Raw genomic sequence first — 18,319 nt, forward strand, 5'->3', positions numbered from 1 at the left:
AATTCGGTAGTTCCGGTAATATTGAATCTGGTTTCGCTGCCTCTCGCCTGCGGCTCGAACGCGAAACCAGATGCTTCTTTCTCATTGTGAACCAGAACCCCCGTAGATCACCACATCCCGGTCCACCAGCACGGTGACCGAGGCCCCCTGATCGACATAGATCGTCGGCGCGATCGACACCTGGTCGGCGATCACCGAACCGACGGCATCCTGAAGATCGCTGCCGACACCGCCCAGGACGATGCTGGTGGTTTCGTTGTTGGCGCTCTCGGCCACCACGGCCGGCGCGGCCCCGATCACGGAAATCAGTGCCGCCCCGCCGAAGCGCTCGGCGAACTTCGTATCGACAAGCCCGGTGAGGCCCGAGCGCCCGAGTTGGTCTCCGCCCACGGCCGCAATTTCCATCGAGGTGCCGTCCGGGGTCAGGACGCGGGTCCAGACGATCAGGATGCGTTTCTGGTGCATGTCGATGCCGGAGCGATATTGGCCAAAAAGGCGGGAGCCGCGAGGGATCAGGATCTGGTCCCCGGAAAACGCCGGGACCGGTTCGGAGACGACCGCCACGACAGACCCGGGCAGATCGCTGTTGATGGCGGTCTGAAGCGCCGCCTGGATGACGGACCCTTGGGTCAGGGTGCGCTCAGGGTAAGCGAGGCGGGCGGCTTCCTGCACCTCGAGCGGGCGGGCGGTCTGCAGGAATTGCTCATTACCGGAAAGCACGGGTCCCCCGGTGCCAGCGGCAGCAGGATCGGCAACTGCCGCGCCACTTTGGCCACCACGTGGACCATCGGCGTAGACCACGGCGGGGGATTTGATCTGCGCGGTCAGAAGCTCTTCGGCGACCCGTTCGGCTTCGCGCTGGCGTTGTTCCTCTTCCTGACGGCGGCGTTCTTCGAGAAGGCGTTGATCGGCGATCAGCCCTTCGCGGTCGAGCTCGGACTCGAGCCCCTCGCGCTGTGCCCGTTCGGCATCGAGCATGGCTTGCAACCCGGCGATACGGGACTCGGTCTGGCGCTGCAGGTTGGCAAGTTCGGTTTCCTTTGCGGCCAGCATGGCTTCGAGCGCGGCCTTCTGCTCGTCGAAGGCTTCGCGCAGGTCCGCGACGGCGGACTGGATTTCCGAGTTGCGGGCGGCCTGGCTAGCGGCGAGGGCTTCGCGGAGCTTGGCGATTTCGGCCAGCACCTCGGCACTTGGCTCGGGGGCAGGGGCCGCGGGCACGTCGAGCGCTTCCTCGACAGCGATCAGCGCGTCATTGACCCGCTGCTCGGTCTCGTCGGGCGGAAACTCCAGTCGCCCGCCGGTGCCAGGGCGGCGGTCCTGGAAGGTTTCGACATCGGAGGTCTCGAGCGCGCTGTCACTTGTCCGCAAGCCGGTCGCCAGGAAATACGCCACCCCGGCCCCGCCAAGGGCGAGGGCGGCGGCGAGCGCGCCGACTCCGAGGCTGTTGCCGCGGCGCTTGGATTTGCCGCGCTGGCTGAATTGATCGAGGCGGTCCTGGAGATCGGGAGGGGTTTGATCGGCCATGGTCAGTTGCTCACGTTGATCGCGCTTTCGTCGCGCGCGGCACAGATCGCCTCGTCGCCGATGCGCAGCGTCCAGTAGGTGTTCACCCCGAGCACTCGGACGGTATTGCCCTGTTGGGTCCAGTTCACCGTATGCTCGTGGCCCTGGTCATCGGCCTTGAAGAAGGCAGGCTGGCGGGCGTTTTCCGGGAAGACGAAATACGTATAGCGCCCGTCGTCATAGATATGGCTGGGGCGGAAATCGCCCTCGCCCGAGACGCGATATGCGTAGTTACGCGGGGCCTCGAACCCTTTGGGCTGGGTGGCGCCCACCGCGCGGCGTTCCTCGCCGGGGTAGCGGAAGCGGACCTCGAAGAACATGCCGGTGCGGCTCGGGATAGATCCTTCGCGCAGGTGAAAGGAATAGGTGCGGCGGTTGGTGATGACCGTCATGTTGGTCGAGGCCTGCGCCACATGCGGCTTGATGGTCAGCACATTGCCGAGCTCCGGGATCGGATCGACCTGGAAGCTCTCGGTGTCACCGACAATCACAGCTTCAAAGCGCTCCCCCGCCCCGAAATGAATCGTGGTTGAATGCTTGAGATCGGTCTCGATACGGTAGACCTGGTTTTCGTTATAGACGGCGGTGCGGATGCGGATATCGAGCGGGCCGCCTTGCGGCGTGGCCTCGGCGTTTGCGGCAACAGGCATGGCAAGCGCTAGGAGGAGCGCGGGAAGGGATTTCATCTTGGTCAGTTCTCCAGGGTCTCGGCGTCGACGCGGTAGGAGGTCACCACGAAGCCCAAAGGGTTGGCCCAGACGTCCTGAAGGCGCTGGCGGGTTTCGGGTTGGAAGTCGTAGCCGACGGTGGCGACATAGGACCGGGTGACGGTGCGGGTGTCGCGGGGGCGGCGGAGCGTGCGGGTGAAGCGGACCTGGGCCACACCGCGCTCGATCTGGTTCACCGATTTGATCACCACCTCGATCTTGGCGTCGCGCCCGTAGACAGTGATCGGGTAGTCTTCGTTGGTGGAGGACCAGAGATCGCGCAGCGTGCGCGCGGCATCTCCGTCCGAGCGGTCGAGGACCGAGTTGATGCGTTGCTCGCCATCGGTCAGGTCATAGGTTTCACGGTCATCAACATAGGCCACGAGATTGGCCTGGATGATGGCGTCACTTTCCGAGAGTGTGAGTGCCTGAACAGCGGCGACCCGGTCCATCTCGCCGGTCTCCTTGTCGACCACGACCACGAAGGTCTCGGTCGTCTTGAGCGGAAAGAGGCTTGCGCCCGCGACCATGCCGGCAACACCAACCAGCACGCCGGCCGCCGCGACGAACCAGGCGAAGCGCTCGCGCCGCCTTGGCCCGTAGATGAAATCCGCCTCGAAAGCGTCGCGATCATGGCTCGCGGAAGGGGTTGTGGTTGTCTTCACGTCAGTCGTCTTTCACATCAGGGTTTGCGGAAGGCCTTGGCGGCGGAGAGGAGCGCGCCGGGGCTTTGCCGGATCACCTCACCGGTCTTCACCACGCCCGCATTGGCCATCTGGTTCAGCTCATGCGGGGACTTGCCGGTGACGAGGCGCGAGGTTGCGCCCGTGCCATACTCCCGCGTGTTCACGAAACCCTGACGCGCGAGGCCGGTCAGACCCACGGCATTCGAGGCAATGCCCACCACGCCGGTGAGATTGGACGCGATATAGGGAACGGAAGCCATGATCCCGGCGCTGAGAATGAGGATCACGAGGAAGGGCAGGATGAGGCTGACGGTCTCGACATCGCCGGGATCGGCGGAGGCGTCGCCGATGGCCTCGGCGATGGCGACGATGATGCCCGCAGCCCCGGCTGCGGCGACCGGCATGAGGGCATAGCCGATGGTGGCGCGGGTCCAGGCCTCGAAGAGGGACTGGGTTGGTTTGAAAAGCGAGGTCACGATCATGAAGGGGGCGATCACGATCATCAGCGCGAAGACGATGCGGGCGAAGGCGATGATGCCGGCAGTGACGGCGGCAAAAACGGCGGAAAGGACAAAGAAAATGGCACCCAGGACCGCCCCGAAAACCCAGCCCGCGCGGTCTCCGATCGTGTCGCCATAGGCGGTGATGCGGGCGACCATGTTGTCTAGGCTCTCATAGACCCCGGCCTCGTCGCCCGAGCCGGTGAGCGCCAGGATCGAGGCGCCAACTGAGTCGGGGACCTGCGTGACGATGTTATAGATGACGCTGAAATTGTCCCAGCTCTGTGCGAATATGCCCACGAGCGCGACTTTCATCCCGAAGGCAAAGCCGGTGCCGAAGGGCAGGGGGCGGAGTTGCATCACCACGTTGATCCCGAGGAGCACGACGAGGAGCGCGGCCCCGGCGGAGATCACGTCGCCGACCGCGCCCGCCGAGGAGACGAACCCGTCCTGCGCCACGGTATCCACCGCCGCATCGATCTGGCTCAGGATGTCCCGAATGACGCCCATCTATTCCGCACAGGCCTCCACAACTTGCGCCTCGAGCGCGTCGGCCTGCGCGTAGAGATCGAGCACCTTGAAGGGCAGGCGCGGGTTGTCCGAGGTCTGGAACCGGGGCAGGGCGTCAAGCGCCTGATCCCAGGTGAACTGATCCAGCAGGCAGGTACAGGTTTCCGAGGCAAGCGCCTCCTCGGCAATCAGGATGCGCAGGATCGCGCGGTAGCCATTGCGCAGATAGGCAGTCTCGGCCAGATCGGCAGAGGCCTTCGGGGCACGGCAGGCGTCGGCCTCGTCCCGCGCGATAGCCATCGCGTTGAAGGGCGTGTCGCCGGAAGGGTTCGTGCTCGGGGTCTGGGCCAGCGCGGCACAGGGCAGGGCACTCACTACAAGTGCTGCGAGACCAAGTGCCCGAACTGAAGCCAAGCTGTGGATCATGGACATTTTCATGGATCCACCGCCATCGAGCGGAACTTGCGTTCATCCGCGAGGGTTGCGGCATCGACGACGCCGAGCTGGCCCGCACTGACGCCCTGGGCGGCTTCGAGCCGCCAGATCTGGGTCAGGATGATCCCGAGCTCGGCGGTGACGCGCGTGTTGAGATCGACGGCGGCCTTCAGCCCGTCCTGATCATCGATCAACCCGACCATGGTCTCGAGCCGCTCGAGGCTTTGCCCGGCCTCTTCGTGGCTTTCCTGCGCGGCAACCGAGAGCATGGCACTGGCCCCGGCAGAGGCGGCGATGCGATTGTCGGCGGGCTGGTCGGAGCCCGAGAGTGTTCCCAGTCGTTCCGACGTAAAGCCGCTGCCCGTCAGCACCCGCTCGACCGAGGCCGAGAGTTCCGCGCCCGGATTGAAGCCGCTCAGGAAATCGCCGCTCGCCAGAGATTGCGCGGTGTTGAGCGGGGCGACCAACTTGCCGCGCAGTGCGCGGAATTCTTCGACCGTGGCGAAGAGCTCACCCAACCCGCTGCCCTCGATCAGCGAGGTCAGTTGCGCCTCGAGGTTTGTGAGCTGCGACAGTTGGGTTTCCAGTTCCAGCCGCATGGTGGCGAGCTGCTGCATCTGGACGTTCAGATCTTCGGCCATGTGCTCGAGTTGCGCGACCAGTTGTCCAAGCTGCGAACCATCGAAGGTTGGCACACCTTGGGCCGCTGCGGGCGAGGAAAACCCAAGCGTGGTGACCGCAGCCACGGTCAGGAGAAGCTGTCTCATTCGGGAACTCCCATTTGCATGAAGTCGCGCTCGGCCAGCCGGTCAGCGACGAGGTGCTGCGCATAGGCCGCCTCGCGCTGCTGGTTTGCCGCCATCAGCCGGACGCGGAGGTTGAGGATGCGACCGATCTCGGCCTTGGCGTAGGTGTTGAGCTCCCAGGCCGCCTTGGCATTGGGTTGCGCGTCGATCTGCAGGATGATCGCGCGCAGGCGATTGATGACCTGCTCTGTGGTGGCGGAACTGTCGGCGGCGTAATAGACGCCGGCCTCGGAGATGCTGGCATACTCGGCCAGCGCAAAGTCCGAGGGCGAGAGCGTGCCGAGCGCATCGGCGCCGCCGACCACGGCAAGGTATTCGTTGTAAAACTTGGAGATGTTGCGCACATAGCCTTGGGTCTCGGCAAAGGGCGGCACGCCACCATATTCGATCACGCGTCCCGGACCCGCGTTATAGGCCGCGAGCGCATGGGGGATGTTGCCGAAGCGATTGAGCTGGGTGGTGATGTAGCGCGCGCCGCCGCGCAGGTTGTCTTTGACATTATAGCGGTCGACGCCAAGATCGGAGGCGGTGCCGGGCATGAGCTGGGTCAACCCATAAGCCCCGACCGGACTTTCGGCGGCGACGTTGAAGCGGCTTTCCTGCTTGATCAGGGCCTGGAAGAGACAGCGCCACTGGGTGGCCGAGAGACCTGCTCGGGCCACACCTGGCGCGCCTGCGAATTCGCCCGCCACCTCGACGATCATCATCTCGACCGTCTCGCGACCGTCGCCGAAGAGGCGGCTGTTCATCGGGCTCGGGTCGGTGTTCGGGTAGACCGCCGCTACTCCGAAATCCGCATTGCCCTCGAGCGCGCGGATATCGACGCCGGGACCGGTGATCGCTGTGGTCATCTCTTCGAGCACACGCAACTGGTCAGCCTGGACATCGGCCAGGGTCGTCTCGGTGCGATCCTTGTCCTGCTGGACGCCCAGATCCTCGGCCAGTGCGGCCACCCGGGCGATGGCGCGCCCGATCGCGGAATTGTCCTGCGTCGGCACGCCCTGGGCGATCGCGGGCAGGGTGCTGAGGCCGAGGCAGAAACCGGCGGATATGATCGCGACGCGGCTCATTCCGGACGGGGCAGGGGCTCGAAGGTGCAGTCGGGCTTGGCCATTGCGTGAGCCGGCGCGCCCATGGTCGAGAAGGACAGGGCGGACCTTGTCACCTGCGGCTCGCCATTGCGTCCGAAGCAGGGCGAGGATTTCTCGGTGTATTTCTCGCAAGCCGAAAGAAGGCTTCCGGCGGCGCAAAGCGCGAGGAGAGGTTTCGAATTCATATAACATGTCTCCAGAAATCAGGATTGGCGCGCCAATCGGCGGGCACACGGGCCTCGCCGGTGGCGCCGCCGCCAAGGATGGGGAGGAGGGTGCCGAGGGCGGAGAGATCGGCATCGACAAAGACGCTGTCGCCCGCCGAGCGCACGAGCGCGATGCGCTGGCCGATTGTGGGCTGCACGAGGAGGGCAGCCTCCTTGGCGTTCACGCGCAGAAAGTCGTAATCGGAGATCGTGGCACGGTCGTTCGGGAAGAGGATCTGGGTCGGGACCGTCTCGACGATGGTCTTGCCGACGCGGCTATCGCGCAGCTGGCTCGGATACTGCGTCATCATGATCACGACGCAGTTCATCTTGCGCAGCGTCACCAGCCAGTTTTCCAGCCGCGCGCCGAAGTAGGGATCGTCAAGCAGCTTCCAGGCCTCGTCGAGGACGATGATGGTGGGGCGGCGATCCTCGACCACACGTTCGATCTGGCGGAAGATGTAGGAGAGCACCGCCATCCGCTCGGTGGTCATGTCGAGAATCTCGGTCATGTCGAAGCCGATGATGTCGGAGGCCAGTTCGAGCCCGGCACCATGTTCCGGCTCGTCGAAGACCCAGCCATAGCGGCCGCCCGGGGCCCATTCGGCGACGCGGGACTGTAGCTCGCCATCGTCGTCGAGCGATTGAAACAGCGTCTCGAAACTCGCGAAGCGCCGGAGCGAGCCCTCGGCATAGGCATTTTGCGCGACCGCGCTCTGGATATGGCGGGATTGTTCGCCCGTGAGGGTTCCGCCCCGGGAAAGAAGGGTCGCCAGCCAGTCCGAGAGCCAGGCGCGGCCCCGTTCGTCGATCTCGGTCATCAGCGGGTTCAGGCCCGTCGGCACGCCAGCGCGGATCTCGTTGTAGCGCCCGCCAAGCGCGCGGACCGCCATCTCGAGGCCGCGATCCTTGTCGAAGAAGAAAAGCCGCGCGCCGACCCGCTGCGCTTGGGCTGCGAGGAAGGCGGTGGTGAGCGTCTTGCCGGTGCCGGTGCGCCCCAGCACGAGCGTATGGCCGACGGTCGGTTCCTTGCCCGGGTTGCCCGCCTCGTGAAAATTGAACCGATAGCCCGAGGTGCCGACGGTTGGCAGGACCGAGATGGTCTGGCCCCAGGGCGATTGGTTGGGGCCGCGCCCCTCGACGCTGCCATGCAGGGCGGCGAAATCCGCGAAGTTGATCGAGGAGATCGGAGTTTTGCGAGCGCGATAGCCAAAGTTGCCGGGGGATTGTGCGAAGTAGGTGGCTTTCAGCGCCATGTTCTCGCGCACGATCACCGACATGATTTCCTGGCCCACGCGCTTGATCTGGGCTGCAGCGCGCTCAAGCGTATCGCGGTCGGGCGCATAGACGGCGATCGACAGGTGATGATCGCCAAAGGCGATCCGTCCCGCCTCCTGATCGTCGGCGGCCTGGCCCAGTTGTTCGCGCAGAGAGACGGCGGCATCGTCGGAGGCGTGCATCTGGCGGATGATGCGCTGGATGCGCTCGGCCATGATGTTGTTCGGGATCGGGCTGAAGGAGTTGGTCAGCACGATGTCGAGAGGCAGGTCGAGCGCGTCGAGCAGCGTGACGTCCGTGAGCGCCGGATAGGTTTTCATCGAAAAGAGTGCGCCGTATTTGACCTGGCCGGTCACGGCGTCGGTCAGGGTGACGACATCGCCGTCGAAGGTCGCGCGACAGTTGCTCAGGGTGTGCGAGAGGGGTAGGGCGCTTTGGCCGAAGGCGATGGGGGAGAAGCTGCCGGCGTTCAGCGTATTGAGGTAGCCCAGCCATTCACCGCCCGACTTCGTGAGCCTGACGGGGTTGGCCGAGGCAAGCGCTACCTCGAAGAAGCCCATGACCTCGTTCAACTCCTGCAGGCGTGTCGCGCGGTCCTTGACCCAGGCCTTGCGGGCCAGCGCACGCAGGAGGGGAATGCGGGCCGAGATATCGGGCCGCCGGATGACGCTGAGATAGAGTTGGCGCTTGGCCGGGCGCAGGTCTTTGACATGGGCCTGCCAGCGCGCATCGATCGCGGCGGCGAAGCTGTCCCCCTCGAGGGGGCGCATTCCGAGATCCTGCGGCACGGAGATGCGGTGAATGTAGAAGCCGAAGGCGTTGCCGGTCTGGGCGACGATGGCAGCGACTGCACGCTTGAGCGCGTCGAGCCGGGCATCTTCCGTGGTCATCGGGTTGAGCCCGTCGAGGCGGAGGGTCGCCATAAGGTCGCCCTCGCGCAGTACCATGACGTCGTCAGCCGCGAGCGCGAAATACGGCAGGTGCTCGGCGAGATAACTCTCCCGCGTGAACTCCCCCCCGCCTGCTTGATGCAGGGCGGCCCCAAAAGTGGAAAGTGTGCCCGCATCAAGCGCCAAAGCTGTCGCCTCCATGCAGGGCCCTGTTCTTCGTCGGACGCACTGATCCATAGGAGACGCGCAGGACCTCGAAGAAATGCGGCTCGCGGTCGGCGACAAACCAGAGGATCGGATAGGCGACGAGACCAATCAGGAAGAAGACCATCGACTTCGTCCAGATGAACGGCAGAACGACCCCGGTCGTCAGCACCACGAGGTATCCGACAGGGAGACCCAGATACTTGGGCGGACGGGCGAGGCCCAGAAAAAGGGGGGATCGTTCTGCCACTGCTCTACTCGGATCTCAGGAGAAGCCGTCGACGATGGTACCGGCCGAGAAGATCAGCACGATCCCGATGATGACCGAGGCGAACCAGCCCCAGTTGAGCCGCCCCATCATGCACATGAATCCGGTGCCGATGACCGCGAGCGTGGCAACCGCGATCCCGATGGGACCGGTCAGCGCGGCCTCGACGGTTTCCAGCATGGTCTGGATCGGTGACAAGTCCTGCGCGAGAGCGGGCGTTGCGAGAGCCGCCAAGGTTGTGGCGATGGGCAAGAGGCGGCTGAGGCAATGTCTGAGCATGCGAAGTTCCCTTGTTTTACTGAAGTTCGATAAGGACGGGCGCGCGGGCCGGAACCTGGTTTGCGACACGGATGTCCGGCGCGGAAGCGGGAGGGCCTGCCAGCCGGGACCGGATCCGGTGGATGCGCGCGATGTAGTCGCGGGTCTCGGTGAAGGGGGGGATGCCGGAATACTCGACCACACGGTGTGGCCCGGCATTGTAGGCTGCCAGCGCCAGGTCGATGTCCTTGAACGTGGCGAGCTGGGCGAGCAGGTAGCGCGCCGCGCCATCGAGGTTCTGGGAGGGATCGCGCGGGTCGACCCCGAGTGCGCGCGCCGTGTCGGGCATCAGCTGGCCCAAACCATAGGCGCCCTTGGGGCTGACGGCGGTCGGATTGTAGCTGCTTTCGGCCTCGACCAGGGCGCGGAAGAGGATCTGCCAGTCGTCCGCATCGAGGTCGACCTGCCGCAGGGCGCGGTTTCCCTTGTGGCGATCTGCCGTGGCGTCGATCAGGGAGAGGATGCCGTCGCGACCGGAAGGCGGCGTGGCGTCCAACGAGGCCAGAACGACTTCCGCCTCAGCACTATCACCCAGCCTCGCCCAGGCAGGTGGTTCGCCATGAAAGATCCAGCCGGATGTCCGGGCCGTGCCGTCACGGCCGAAGGCGATGACGTCAGCCGCGCTCCTCGAGGGTGATGCTGTAATCAGGACCAAAGCGCAGATCGCGCCCGTCACCGAACTCGAAATGATGTTTGAAGAGCCCCGGCCATATGTTGAAATACCGCGGCTCGGGACCGTGTGGGGTGATCCGGGTCGAGACCAGAATGGCTTCCGGCTCACCCTCGCGCAGGTAGATGCACTGGTAGCGCGGCTTGCCATCGTCGGTGAACCCCACGAGTTCATACCGGCAGCGGAACGCGATGCCTTCTTCTTGAAGGTCTTTCACACCATCGATGGTGATCAGGATCTGGTTGCGCGCTATCGGCATGTTCGGACTCTCCCCATGAGAGCCCTTCTACTTCACGACACTAAGGCCATAAAGTCATATAGAGTCAATACGACATATTGCAGATAAATACATATTGCGCGATAGTCCGCGCAACTTTTGCGGGAGAGTGACATGAGACGACAAGTGATGGCGGCGGCGATGGGGGTGATGGCAGTGTTCGGAGCCCCGGAGAAGGCGCAGGCCTATGACATCGACTGCGCCATCATGCTCTGCATGGCGGGTGGGTTCCCCCCGAGTGCCGTTTGTGCCCGCGCCTATCGCACCATGATCCGCCGCATCACGCCCTGGCCGAGTCTACCGCCCTTCGGGGTCTGCACCTTCGCCCATGTGCCGGTCGAGCTCGGTGGTCCGGGCGGCGAGGGTGAACTCGACACCAACCTGCCGGAATACGAATGGCTGAACCGGACCCATGTGATCTGGTTCACCGGGCGCTCCTATGAGCCGCGTGACGAGCCGCGTCAATGGGACTGGTCGATCCGCTCCTGTGATCGCGAGAACCGGACCTGCCGCTACATCCAGCGGGTCTACGGATCCCACGCGCCCTGGCCCGCGACATTCATCTCGGAAAGCGGGCAGGAGATCGCTTACCCGACCAGCGGTGGCCTATGGCACTTCTATTCCCGCAGCATCATGGTCGAATACGGTGACTACGAGGGCAACATGGGTCACTCAGAGTGGTTTTCCTACTGATCTGAGCTGTCACTGGGCGTCAGGGAAAACGGGCGCACGATGGCAAGACTGGCATCAAAGCGTTCCGGATCGACATGCCAACGACGGCTCACCGAGCCATCATTCCAACGGTAATCGGTGAACAGGTGAATCTTCTGCGTCCCGTCGTTCAGAAACCCTTCCTGGAAAGGCCAGCCTGTCTTTCTCTTCGCCATGTATCCGCGCCACTCGTACTGTTCTTGCCGTTCTGTCTTTCGTGTTGGGTGGCGGGATCAAAGCCTCAGGAAACGGACTTGCGCTTCGCGAAGAGTTCTTCGGGGTCGACATTGAGCGCCTTGGCGATGCGTTCGAGAAGGTCGAGGGAGGCCGCGAACTTGGCGTTCTCGACCTTGCCCATATGGCCGCGGCTCACGTCGGCCCGATGAGCAAGCTCCCCCTGGCTGAGGCCGCGGGCGCGTCTCAAGTCTTGGATGTTCAATGCTACACGGTCCCGCAAGTTCATGCCCGCGAAACGGACACGCTGCGCGAAATATCGCCACGCGATATATATTACATTCGGAGGCGCGGAGAAGAAATCTTGGAACGGCGCGAGATCGCCGGAATGGGATGCCTGCCGATACGCAGGTCACGGGATGATCCGTCTCGATAACATTCTGGGCCGTTCAATCGTTCTTTCGGAAAAGGGCGGCACCGGCAATTCCGGTGCCGCCAGTCGGTCGTCCACAGGGAGGTTCGAGAGGACGAATTCTACAGGGAAATTTGTGATGACTCAAGGGCCGTTGCGACAGTTTCCGCTATCTCAGTTTCATCAATTCTTCCCTGAATGCTTCCGTTGGTGTTCGCCAACCAAGGCACTTTCTTGGGGTTCCGTTGAGGCGGTCGCAAATCGCCCTCATATTGCGATTTGAGAGCGCCGCGAGCTGGGTGTCACGGGGCAGGTATCGCCGTGCGCGTTTGTTCAGGTTCTCGACCGAACCCTTTTGCCAAGGTGCCTGGGGGTCACAAAACCAGCTGTCAGTGCCGATGCCCGTCTTGAGCTTTCTCCATTCCCTGAACTCGAAACCGCGGTCGAAGGTGATCGATTTGCGGGCCTGTTGGGGCAGGGGTTCCATCACATCCATCAGCTTGCGCATGAAGTGGTTGGAGCTACGATCGTTGTTGCGGAACAAGACGGCAAACCTCGTTTTGCGCTCGACAAGTGAGGCAACATTCATGTTGCCTTGGGCGCGCTCGAAAATCATCAGGTCGCCTTCCCAGTCGCCAAATGTCTCGCGCGTGTTCACATGCTCCGGGCGCTGATGAATGGAGCGATCCGGCGGAAACACCTGTCCTCTGGGGCGTCTGGCATATCGGGGCCGGCGTTTTTTGCGGCGACTTGGAAGGTATCTGGCGAGTTCTTCGGATTGTCCCTCGGCGCTGTAAACATGGGCGTAGATCGTTTCATGACTGACACGAATGGCATGTCCTTCAAATGCAAGCCGACCGGCAATCTGCTCGGGTGACCAGCCTTCTTTCAACTGGGTGATCACGGCCATCCGAAGCTTGGGGAGACGGATCAATTTGCGCCGTCGCGCACGGCGAGCTTCCGCCTGACGCTGCGCCATCACACAGTAATAGCCATTCAGATACGGCAGTTCGCCATCCGTGTAGAAGTTCCGTTTTATATCGCGGTAGATCGTGGAACGGTGTCTCCCAAGCTCAGCGGCAATTTTGCTGACCGAAATTTTTGCCTTGAGCATGTCCTCAATGATGCGTCTCTCACGCAAATCCAGCTCTGTATGCGCCATGTCTGTTCTCCTTGCTTTTTCAGCAAGATAGAGGAAGTGTCGCAACGCAGTTTAGAATGTGCCTTGGGGTCGGCCAATGTAAATCCCATTCAGAAATGTCACCGGCTGTGCAAAGCAGAAAGGTCACCACAGGGCGCTACGGGAGCAAGGCTTTTGAGCCCGCAGACCCCAATATCGAAGGGCTGAAAAGCCTTGCGGATTGCGGGTCTTTGGTGTCGAGGATAGCGTGGTGACATGCTTCCGACGGTCAAACTTCACTCAGATGCTGATGTCCTGAAACACTCGCCGCTGGTTCGTGGGATGACGCTTGCGTTGCGTTATGCCAACGAAACCGGCGGGATCGGGCTGACGCAATCAGGCGCCTTCAACCGCAAGTTTGTGCATTGGGCGGCGGAACACTTTGAATGGCCCGATTTCACCGCCACCGAGTTATTCGAAATGAACAAGGTGCTGGATGAATACAAAATGCCACCTTTGTTCCCGGTGCATGGGTTGCTGCGTCATCTGAAGCTTCTTCGTCGTTACAAGGGTAAGCTGGTTGCGACTAAGAAAGGACGGGAGATGGCGGAAGCATCTGACGTCTTTTTTGATCTGACCGCTCCGGTTTATCTTTATCGGTTCATCCATGATGAACGGATCGAAGCCCGGGGTGGCCCCTTGGGCAACTGGGACATCTTTCTGAACGTGATCAACGTCGAGGCGCGGGTAGGGTGTACCTTAGCACATCTTCTCAAAACGCTTTACGGGTGGGAAGAAAAGGACCGCTACGATCCGGAGCACAGCGACATGCGGTTTGCGCTGAAATTCTGCGTCTTGCAGCCACTGTGTTGGCTCGGCCTGCTTTGGGAAGATCGGGAGGGGCTGAGGATTTGGGACGACGGCACATTTTACAAGACGCCACTCTGGCACGCAGCCCTTAAACTCGAAACCGATGGTCAGGCCGCTTTACGCCTTGTCTGATGCCACAGCTGCCGCATCCTGCTCGGCGTGTTTGCGCTCGTAATAGGCGTCCATGTCAGCAGTCTTGAGTTATTCTGCCGCGCGCGCAATCTTCTTCTTGGCCCGTGATCCTGGCGGTCTGCCTGGCCGACGCCCGTTCGGCTTGTAGCCCATCTTCTCTGAGTTTGTCCGCACCTTCGGCTTAGGCGGTGCGGCATCCTGCATCTCTTTGACATAGGCCAGAACCGCACCGAGCCGCTTGTTCTCGGTGACGGCTGCATGGGTGACGCGCTGGTCCATATCAAAGATCCTGTAGGGCAGGGCTTGGCCTTTCCAGCGTACCTCGAACCGCCCATCCACAAAGACATAGGTGTCCACATATTTGCCGACCAGAGCGCGTGACAGCTCGTTCTCTTCGAGCATGATCCGCTTGCGGTCATAGGAAAACGTGAGCTGCTTGCCGACATAACGGTTCTCACGCCAGCACAACACTTCCGCCAACCGATCCGGCTCCACATTCAACGCCCGGTGCAGGTTGTCCGGTTTGGCAGGGGCCTTGGCAAATTTGGCGTTAAAGCGGCTCTTAAAGCCTTCAAGAAAAGCGTTTCCGGCTTTCATGTCCGAAACGCCTGCCAGCCTCAGCTCTTTGACAAGCCGGTCCTGAAGCGTGCGGTTGGCCCGTTCTACGCGGCCCTTGGCTTGAGAGCTGTTGGCGCACAGGATCTCGATGTTCAACTCATTCAACGCACGCCCGAACTGGGTCATGCCTGCACCATTCCTTGCGTCTTCTTTGGCAACTCGGAATACCGAATGCTTGTCGCTGTAAAAGGCCACTGGGCGGCCATGCTGAACCAAATAACTGTCCAACGCCTCGAAATAGCTGAACGTGCTCTCGGACTTCACAAACCGCAGCTCCATCAAGGTGCTGGTGGCATCATCGATGAAAACGAGCAGGGTGCAGGGATCACCCCGATCCTCAAACCAACGGTGATCGGAACCATCAATCTGGATCAGCTCACCATAGCATTCGCGCCGTAAGCGAGGTTGATGGAAGGTCCGGCGCTGTTTCCGCGAGAGCCAGATGCCGTCTTCGATCATCCATTTGCGCACGGTCTCGCGAGACACTGTGAACCCGTGATGCTCAGCCAGCTTCTCAGCTGCCAGTGTTGGGCCGAAATCCGGGTAATTCTCTTTGATCAGGCTCAGAGCATAATCGCGCTTTGCATGATGGATACGATTGTTTGGAGGTTTGCCGCGCGCCTTATGTCGGATCGCTGAGGCGCCATCCTGCCGGTATCGCTTGAGAAGCCGGAACACTTGCCGCCTTGTCAGATCCAGCAGGTTTGCCGCATTGTCTACCGTCAGCCGACTATCATCGACCTGCGCCAAAACCTCAACGCGGTTCAAATCGCGCTCGCTCATCATAACCCATCCCATGTCCACTCATCCTCGCTATCGTATGCGAGGAGAGTGACACTTCTGAATTGCTCATGGGTGACATTATCGCTTTGCGCGTACAGCCAAAAGTCGCATAAGAGAACTTATGTTAGTTTTGTGGTTGTCGCGGCACCTCAGACAGCTTCGAGCGCGATTGCAATCCCCTGTCCCACGCCAATACACATGGTCGATAACGACTTTTCTCCAGGTTTGAGGTCCAGCATCGCTGAACCAGTGATGCGGGCACCTGACATGCCAAGCGGATGGCCGAGAGCAATAGCGCCGCCGTTCGGGTTCACGCGGGCGTCATCATCCGCGATCCCCAGGTGCCGTAGTGTGGCCAGACCCTGCGAAGCAAAGGCTTCGTTAAGTTCGATTACCGAGAAGTCTTCTTGTTTCAGTCCAAGTCGCGCCATCAGCTTTTCCGACGCCGGTGCCGGCCCGAAACCCATGATGCGCGGTGCGACGCCCGCGGTTGCGCCGCCCAAGACCCTTGCGATCGGTGTGAGGCCAAATTTTTTTGCGACGTCGCTGGTGGCAAGGATCAATGCTGCGGCACCATCGTTCACGCCCGAAGAATTCCCAGCGGTTACAGTGCCGTCCGCTTTTACGAAAGTTTTCAGTTGGGCGAGCGCTTCCAAAGTCGTACCCGCGCGAGGGTGTTCATCCTGTACGACGATCTTTGGCTCCCCCTTTCGCTGAGGAATCTCTACCGGGACAATTTCACGGGCCAAACGACCGTTCGCCATGGCATCTCTCGCCTTTCGCTGCGAACGCATGGCGAAGGCATCTTGGTCGGCGCGGTTGATGCTGAAGTCTTCCGCTACGTTTTCGGCCGTTTCAGGCATGCTGTCGACGCCGTATTGACTCTTCATCTGTTTATTGACGAAGCGCCAGCCGATGGTGGTGTCTTCAGCAGAATTTTCGCGCGAGAATGCAGTTGTAGCTTTTGGCATCACAAACGGAGCACGAGACATGCTTTCCACACCGCCAGCAACAATGAGATCGGCTTCTCCAGCTTTGATCGCGCGGGCGGCTGTGATTACGGCGTCCATACCCGATCCGCACAACCGGTTCATCGTCGTGCCAGGGACACAATCCGGAAATCCCGCGAGTAGCAGCGACATGCGTGCGACGTTGCGGTTGTCCTCGCCCGCCTGGTTGGCGCAGCCGAAAATCACTTCGTCAATGGCCGCTAGATCTAGCTTCGGGTTTCGGCTGGCCAGGGCCCTGAGTGGGATTGCACCAAGATCGTCGGCTCGCACAGAAGAAAGCGCGCCGCCATAGCGACCAATTGGTGTGCGGATGTAATCGCAGATGTAGACGTTTGTCATTCTTAGAGTGCCTTTGTCATATCCGGGACGGCGTCGAGCAGGTCTGCGACCAGGCCGTAGTCGGCGACCTGGAAGATCTGGGCCTCTTCATCCTTGTTGATGGCGACGATGACCTTGCTGTCCTTCATGCCTGCAAGGTGTTGAATTGCCCCGGAAATCCCGACCGCGATGTACAGCTCGGGCGCCACGACCTTGCCGGTCTGGCCGACCTGCCAGTCGTTCGGTGCGAACCCGCTATCCACCGCCGCGCGCGAGGCGCCGACCGCCGCGCCCAGCTTGTCGGCCAGGCCCTCGATGATCGCGAAGTTCTCCTCGGAACCGACGCCGCGACCGCCCGAGACCACGATCTTGGCCGAGGTCAGTTCCGGACGATCCGACGCCGCGACCTTGTCCTCGACCCAGGCGCTCAGGCCCGCGTTGCCGGCCGCTGCGATGGCCTCGACGGCGGCCGAACCACCCTGGCCAGCCGCGTCGAAGGCGGTGGTGCGGACGGTCAGTACCTTCTTGGAATCGTTGGACTTTACCGTCTGAATCGCGTTGCCCGCGTAGATCGGGCGTTCGAACGTGGACCCGTCCACGATGGCGGTGACGTCCGACAAAACCATCACGTCCAGCAGCGCCGCGACGCGCGGCAGGATGTTTTTCGCGCTCGCCGTGGACGGAGCAACGATATGTTCATAATTGCCTGCCAGGCTGACCACCAGATCGGCGACCGGCTCGGCCAGGCCGTTGGCATAGGCGGCGTCATCCGCCACCAGAACCTTTGCCACGCCGTCGATCTTCGACGCGGCCTCGCCTGCGGCAGCGGGGCCCGCAACCAGAACGGTCACATCGCCCAGCGATTTGGCAGCGGTCACCGCCTTGGCGGTGGCGTCCAGCGCCAGTGCACCACCGGCGATTTCTGCAAGGAGAAGAACAGCCATTACACGATCCCCTTTTCTTTCAGCTTCGACACCAGCTCGTCGACCGAGCCAACCATTTCCCCGGCCGAACGCGCGGCGGGCTCTGCCGTCTTGACGACGGTCAGGCGCGGCGTGACATCGACGCCGAAATCGGCGGCGGTCTTTTCGTCCAGCGGTTTCTTCTTGGCTTTCATGATGTTGGGCAGCGAGGCGTAGCGCGGCTCGTTCAGGCGCAGGTCGGCGGTGACGATCGCCGGCAGCTTCACCTTGATGGTCTGCAGACCGCCGTCCACTTCGCGGGTCACGACGGCATGCTCGCCCTCGATCGCAACCTCAGAGGCATAGGTCGCCTGACCCCAGCCCAGCAGCGCCGCCAGCATCTGGCCGGTCGCGTTCATGTCGTTGTCGATCGCCTGTTTGCCCGCGATCACCAGGCCCGGCGCCTCGGCGTCGATCACGGCCTTTAGGATCTTGGCCACCGCCAGCGGCTCGATATCTTGGTGCACGTCGTCGGCGGCCACGACGAGGATCGCCCGGTCCGCGCCCATCGCCAGCGCCGTGCGCAGCGTTTCCTGCGCCTGTTTCACGCCGATCGACACGACGACAAGCTCGTCCGCCTTGCCCGCTTCCTTCAGACGGATCGCCTCTTCAACCGCAATCTCGTCGAACGGGTTCATCGACATCTTCACATTCGCGAGACCAACTCCGCTACCGTCCGCCTTAACGCGAACCTTCACGTTGTAATCAATTAGGTGTTTTATAGGTGCAATTATTTTCATTGGCGTTTATCGTCTTGGAAATTTGCAATGGCAGTAACGGCCCGGGTTCCAGGCCGTTAC

At 62.0% G+C, this 18,319-nt stretch carries 22 protein-coding genes; 2 read left to right on the forward strand and 20 right to left on the reverse strand.

Annotation, left to right across the window (positions count from 1 at the left end; translation table 11 throughout):
• Nucleotides 1-81: 81 nt before the first annotated feature.
• The 13 genes from OB2597_RS03795 to OB2597_RS03855 all read right to left on the reverse strand — a co-directional run bounded on the left by OB2597_RS03795 (nucleotide 82) and on the right by OB2597_RS03855 (nucleotide 10,391).
• The gene (locus OB2597_RS03795) at nucleotides 82-1,524 is read right to left on the reverse strand and encodes a TrbI/VirB10 family protein (protein ID WP_009804195.1); all 1,443 of its coding nucleotides are present in this window, start codon (nucleotides 1,522-1,524) and stop codon (nucleotides 82-84) included.
• Nucleotides 1,525-1,526: 2 nt separating this feature from the next.
• Nucleotides 1,527-2,249 carry a TrbG/VirB9 family P-type conjugative transfer protein gene (locus OB2597_RS03800; RefSeq protein ID WP_009804196.1) on the reverse strand — a complete coding sequence of 241 codons (723 nt, stop codon included), beginning with the start codon at nucleotides 2,247-2,249 and terminating at the stop codon, nucleotides 1,527-1,529.
• Between the two features lie 5 nt (nucleotides 2,250-2,254).
• Entirely contained in the window at nucleotides 2,255-2,935 is a 681-nt protein-coding gene (locus tag OB2597_RS03805) for a virB8 family protein (protein WP_009804197.1), read from the reverse strand.
• A 17-nt stretch (nucleotides 2,936-2,952) separates the two neighbouring features.
• A complete protein-coding gene (locus OB2597_RS03810) occupies nucleotides 2,953-3,966 on the reverse strand; it encodes a type IV secretion system protein (protein ID WP_009804198.1) in 1,014 nt (337 codons plus the stop codon).
• A complete protein-coding gene (locus OB2597_RS03815) occupies nucleotides 3,967-4,392 on the reverse strand; it encodes a hypothetical protein (protein ID WP_082851064.1) in 426 nt (141 codons plus the stop codon). It lies immediately after the preceding gene.
• An 8-nt stretch (nucleotides 4,393-4,400) separates the two neighbouring features.
• Nucleotides 4,401-5,168 (reverse strand): type IV secretion system protein, encoded by a 768-nt coding sequence (locus OB2597_RS03820; RefSeq protein ID WP_009804200.1) that lies wholly within the window; start codon nucleotides 5,166-5,168, stop codon nucleotides 4,401-4,403.
• Entirely contained in the window at nucleotides 5,165-6,277 is a 1,113-nt protein-coding gene (locus tag OB2597_RS03825; protein ID WP_009804201.1) for a lytic transglycosylase domain-containing protein, read from the reverse strand. The genes OB2597_RS03820 and OB2597_RS03825 overlap by 4 nt, the downstream gene beginning before the upstream one ends.
• Nucleotides 6,274-6,483, reverse strand: a complete 210-nt coding sequence (locus OB2597_RS03830; protein ID WP_009804202.1) for a hypothetical protein — start codon at nucleotides 6,481-6,483, stop codon at nucleotides 6,274-6,276. Before OB2597_RS03830 ends, OB2597_RS03825 begins: the two co-directional genes overlap by 4 nt.
• Nucleotides 6,480-8,873, reverse strand: coding sequence for a VirB4 family type IV secretion/conjugal transfer ATPase (locus tag OB2597_RS03835; RefSeq protein ID WP_172839585.1), 2,394 nt, complete (start codon nucleotides 8,871-8,873; stop codon nucleotides 6,480-6,482). Before OB2597_RS03835 ends, OB2597_RS03830 begins: the two co-directional genes overlap by 4 nt.
• Nucleotides 8,848-9,126, reverse strand: coding sequence for a type IV secretion system protein VirB3 (locus OB2597_RS03840; protein ID WP_040609064.1), 279 nt, complete (start codon nucleotides 9,124-9,126; stop codon nucleotides 8,848-8,850). The genes OB2597_RS03835 and OB2597_RS03840 overlap by 26 nt, the downstream gene beginning before the upstream one ends.
• Before the next feature lie 15 nt (nucleotides 9,127-9,141).
• Complete coding sequence (locus OB2597_RS03845) at nucleotides 9,142-9,423, reverse strand: TrbC/VirB2 family protein (protein WP_040609066.1); 282 nt, start codon at nucleotides 9,421-9,423, stop codon at nucleotides 9,142-9,144.
• A gap of 16 nt (nucleotides 9,424-9,439) precedes the next feature.
• Entirely contained in the window at nucleotides 9,440-9,958 is a 519-nt protein-coding gene (locus tag OB2597_RS03850) for a lytic transglycosylase domain-containing protein (protein ID WP_009804205.1), read from the reverse strand.
• A gap of 118 nt (nucleotides 9,959-10,076) precedes the next feature.
• Nucleotides 10,077-10,391, reverse strand: a complete 315-nt coding sequence (locus OB2597_RS03855) for a hypothetical protein (protein WP_009804206.1) — start codon at nucleotides 10,389-10,391, stop codon at nucleotides 10,077-10,079.
• Nucleotides 10,392-10,523: 132 nt separating this feature from the next.
• Here OB2597_RS03855 and OB2597_RS03860 point away from each other — a divergent pair, with 132 nt between their 5' ends.
• Nucleotides 10,524-11,102, forward strand: a complete 579-nt coding sequence (locus OB2597_RS03860) for a hypothetical protein (protein ID WP_040609067.1) — start codon at nucleotides 10,524-10,526, stop codon at nucleotides 11,100-11,102.
• Here the strand turns inward: OB2597_RS03860 and OB2597_RS03865 are convergent.
• The 3 genes from OB2597_RS03865 to OB2597_RS03875 all read right to left on the reverse strand — a co-directional run bounded on the left by OB2597_RS03865 (nucleotide 11,096) and on the right by OB2597_RS03875 (nucleotide 12,868).
• The gene (locus tag OB2597_RS03865; protein ID WP_009804208.1) at nucleotides 11,096-11,296 is read right to left on the reverse strand and encodes a hypothetical protein; all 201 of its coding nucleotides are present in this window, start codon (nucleotides 11,294-11,296) and stop codon (nucleotides 11,096-11,098) included. The genes OB2597_RS03860 and OB2597_RS03865 overlap by 7 nt on opposite strands.
• 65 nt (nucleotides 11,297-11,361) lie before the next feature.
• Complete coding sequence (locus OB2597_RS03870) at nucleotides 11,362-11,583, reverse strand: helix-turn-helix transcriptional regulator (RefSeq protein WP_040609068.1); 222 nt, start codon at nucleotides 11,581-11,583, stop codon at nucleotides 11,362-11,364.
• 292 nt (nucleotides 11,584-11,875) lie between these two features.
• Complete coding sequence (locus tag OB2597_RS03875) at nucleotides 11,876-12,868, reverse strand: IS30 family transposase (RefSeq protein WP_009804210.1); 993 nt, start codon at nucleotides 12,866-12,868, stop codon at nucleotides 11,876-11,878.
• 234 nt (nucleotides 12,869-13,102) lie between these two features.
• Between OB2597_RS03875 and OB2597_RS03880 the strand changes: the two genes are divergently transcribed.
• Nucleotides 13,103-13,828, forward strand: a complete 726-nt coding sequence (locus OB2597_RS03880) for a hypothetical protein (protein ID WP_040609070.1) — start codon at nucleotides 13,103-13,105, stop codon at nucleotides 13,826-13,828.
• 69 nt (nucleotides 13,829-13,897) lie between these two features.
• Here the strand turns inward: OB2597_RS03880 and OB2597_RS03885 are convergent, their stop codons facing one another.
• From OB2597_RS03885 to OB2597_RS03900, 4 genes are all read right to left on the reverse strand, one after another.
• Nucleotides 13,898-15,244 (reverse strand): ISNCY family transposase, encoded by a 1,347-nt coding sequence (locus tag OB2597_RS03885; protein WP_009804212.1) that lies wholly within the window; start codon nucleotides 15,242-15,244, stop codon nucleotides 13,898-13,900.
• A gap of 134 nt (nucleotides 15,245-15,378) precedes the next feature.
• Nucleotides 15,379-16,578 (reverse strand): 3-oxoadipyl-CoA thiolase, encoded by a 1,200-nt coding sequence (gene pcaF, locus OB2597_RS03890; protein WP_009804213.1) that lies wholly within the window; start codon nucleotides 16,576-16,578, stop codon nucleotides 15,379-15,381.
• 2 nt (nucleotides 16,579-16,580) lie between these two features.
• Nucleotides 16,581-17,501, reverse strand: coding sequence for an electron transfer flavoprotein subunit alpha/FixB family protein (locus OB2597_RS03895; RefSeq protein ID WP_009804214.1), 921 nt, complete (start codon nucleotides 17,499-17,501; stop codon nucleotides 16,581-16,583).
• Complete coding sequence (locus OB2597_RS03900) at nucleotides 17,501-18,259, reverse strand: electron transfer flavoprotein subunit beta/FixA family protein (protein WP_009804215.1); 759 nt, start codon at nucleotides 18,257-18,259, stop codon at nucleotides 17,501-17,503. Before OB2597_RS03900 ends, OB2597_RS03895 begins: the two co-directional genes overlap by 1 nt.
• Nucleotides 18,260-18,319: the final 60 nt, after the last annotated feature.

The sequence above is a fragment of the Pseudooceanicola batsensis HTCC2597 genome, from assembly GCF_000152725.1.
Taxonomy (GTDB): domain Bacteria; phylum Pseudomonadota; class Alphaproteobacteria; order Rhodobacterales; family Rhodobacteraceae; genus Pseudooceanicola; species Pseudooceanicola batsensis.

Excerpts from the sequence above, each read along its gene's own strand:
- OB2597_RS03795 (WP_009804195.1), bottom strand. The coding sequence starts at position 1,524 with ATGGCCGATCAAACCCCTCCCGATCTCCAGGACCGCCTCGATCAATTC.
- OB2597_RS03900 (WP_009804215.1), bottom strand. The coding sequence starts at position 18,259 with ATGAAAATAATTGCACCTATAAAACACCTAATTGATTACAACGTGAAG.
- pcaF (WP_009804213.1), bottom strand. The coding sequence starts at position 16,578 with ATGACAAACGTCTACATCTGCGATTACATCCGCACACCAATTGGTCGC.
- OB2597_RS03800 (WP_009804196.1), bottom strand. The coding sequence starts at position 2,249 with ATGAAATCCCTTCCCGCGCTCCTCCTAGCGCTTGCCATGCCTGTTGCC.
- OB2597_RS03810 (WP_009804198.1), bottom strand. The coding sequence starts at position 3,966 with ATGGGCGTCATTCGGGACATCCTGAGCCAGATCGATGCGGCGGTGGAT.
- OB2597_RS03855 (WP_009804206.1), bottom strand. The coding sequence starts at position 10,391 with ATGCCGATAGCGCGCAACCAGATCCTGATCACCATCGATGGTGTGAAA.
- OB2597_RS03835 (WP_172839585.1), bottom strand. The coding sequence starts at position 8,873 with ATGGAGGCGACAGCTTTGGCGCTTGATGCGGGCACACTTTCCACTTTT.
- OB2597_RS03885 (WP_009804212.1), bottom strand. The coding sequence starts at position 15,244 with ATGGGATGGGTTATGATGAGCGAGCGCGATTTGAACCGCGTTGAGGTT.
- OB2597_RS03880 (WP_040609070.1), top strand. The coding sequence starts at position 13,103 with ATGCTTCCGACGGTCAAACTTCACTCAGATGCTGATGTCCTGAAACAC.
- OB2597_RS03815 (WP_082851064.1), bottom strand. The coding sequence starts at position 4,392 with ATGATCCACAGCTTGGCTTCAGTTCGGGCACTTGGTCTCGCAGCACTT.
- OB2597_RS03865 (WP_009804208.1), bottom strand. The coding sequence starts at position 11,296 with ATGGCGAAGAGAAAGACAGGCTGGCCTTTCCAGGAAGGGTTTCTGAAC.
- OB2597_RS03895 (WP_009804214.1), bottom strand. The coding sequence starts at position 17,501 with ATGGCTGTTCTTCTCCTTGCAGAAATCGCCGGTGGTGCACTGGCGCTG.
- OB2597_RS03820 (WP_009804200.1), bottom strand. The coding sequence starts at position 5,168 with ATGAGACAGCTTCTCCTGACCGTGGCTGCGGTCACCACGCTTGGGTTT.
- OB2597_RS03870 (WP_040609068.1), bottom strand. The coding sequence starts at position 11,583 with ATGAACTTGCGGGACCGTGTAGCATTGAACATCCAAGACTTGAGACGC.
- OB2597_RS03845 (WP_040609066.1), bottom strand. The coding sequence starts at position 9,423 with ATGCTCAGACATTGCCTCAGCCGCCTCTTGCCCATCGCCACAACCTTG.
- OB2597_RS03875 (WP_009804210.1), bottom strand. The coding sequence starts at position 12,868 with ATGGCGCATACAGAGCTGGATTTGCGTGAGAGACGCATCATTGAGGAC.
- OB2597_RS03860 (WP_040609067.1), top strand. The coding sequence starts at position 10,524 with ATGAGACGACAAGTGATGGCGGCGGCGATGGGGGTGATGGCAGTGTTC.
- OB2597_RS03830 (WP_009804202.1), bottom strand. The coding sequence starts at position 6,483 with ATGAATTCGAAACCTCTCCTCGCGCTTTGCGCCGCCGGAAGCCTTCTT.
- OB2597_RS03825 (WP_009804201.1), bottom strand. The coding sequence starts at position 6,277 with ATGAGCCGCGTCGCGATCATATCCGCCGGTTTCTGCCTCGGCCTCAGC.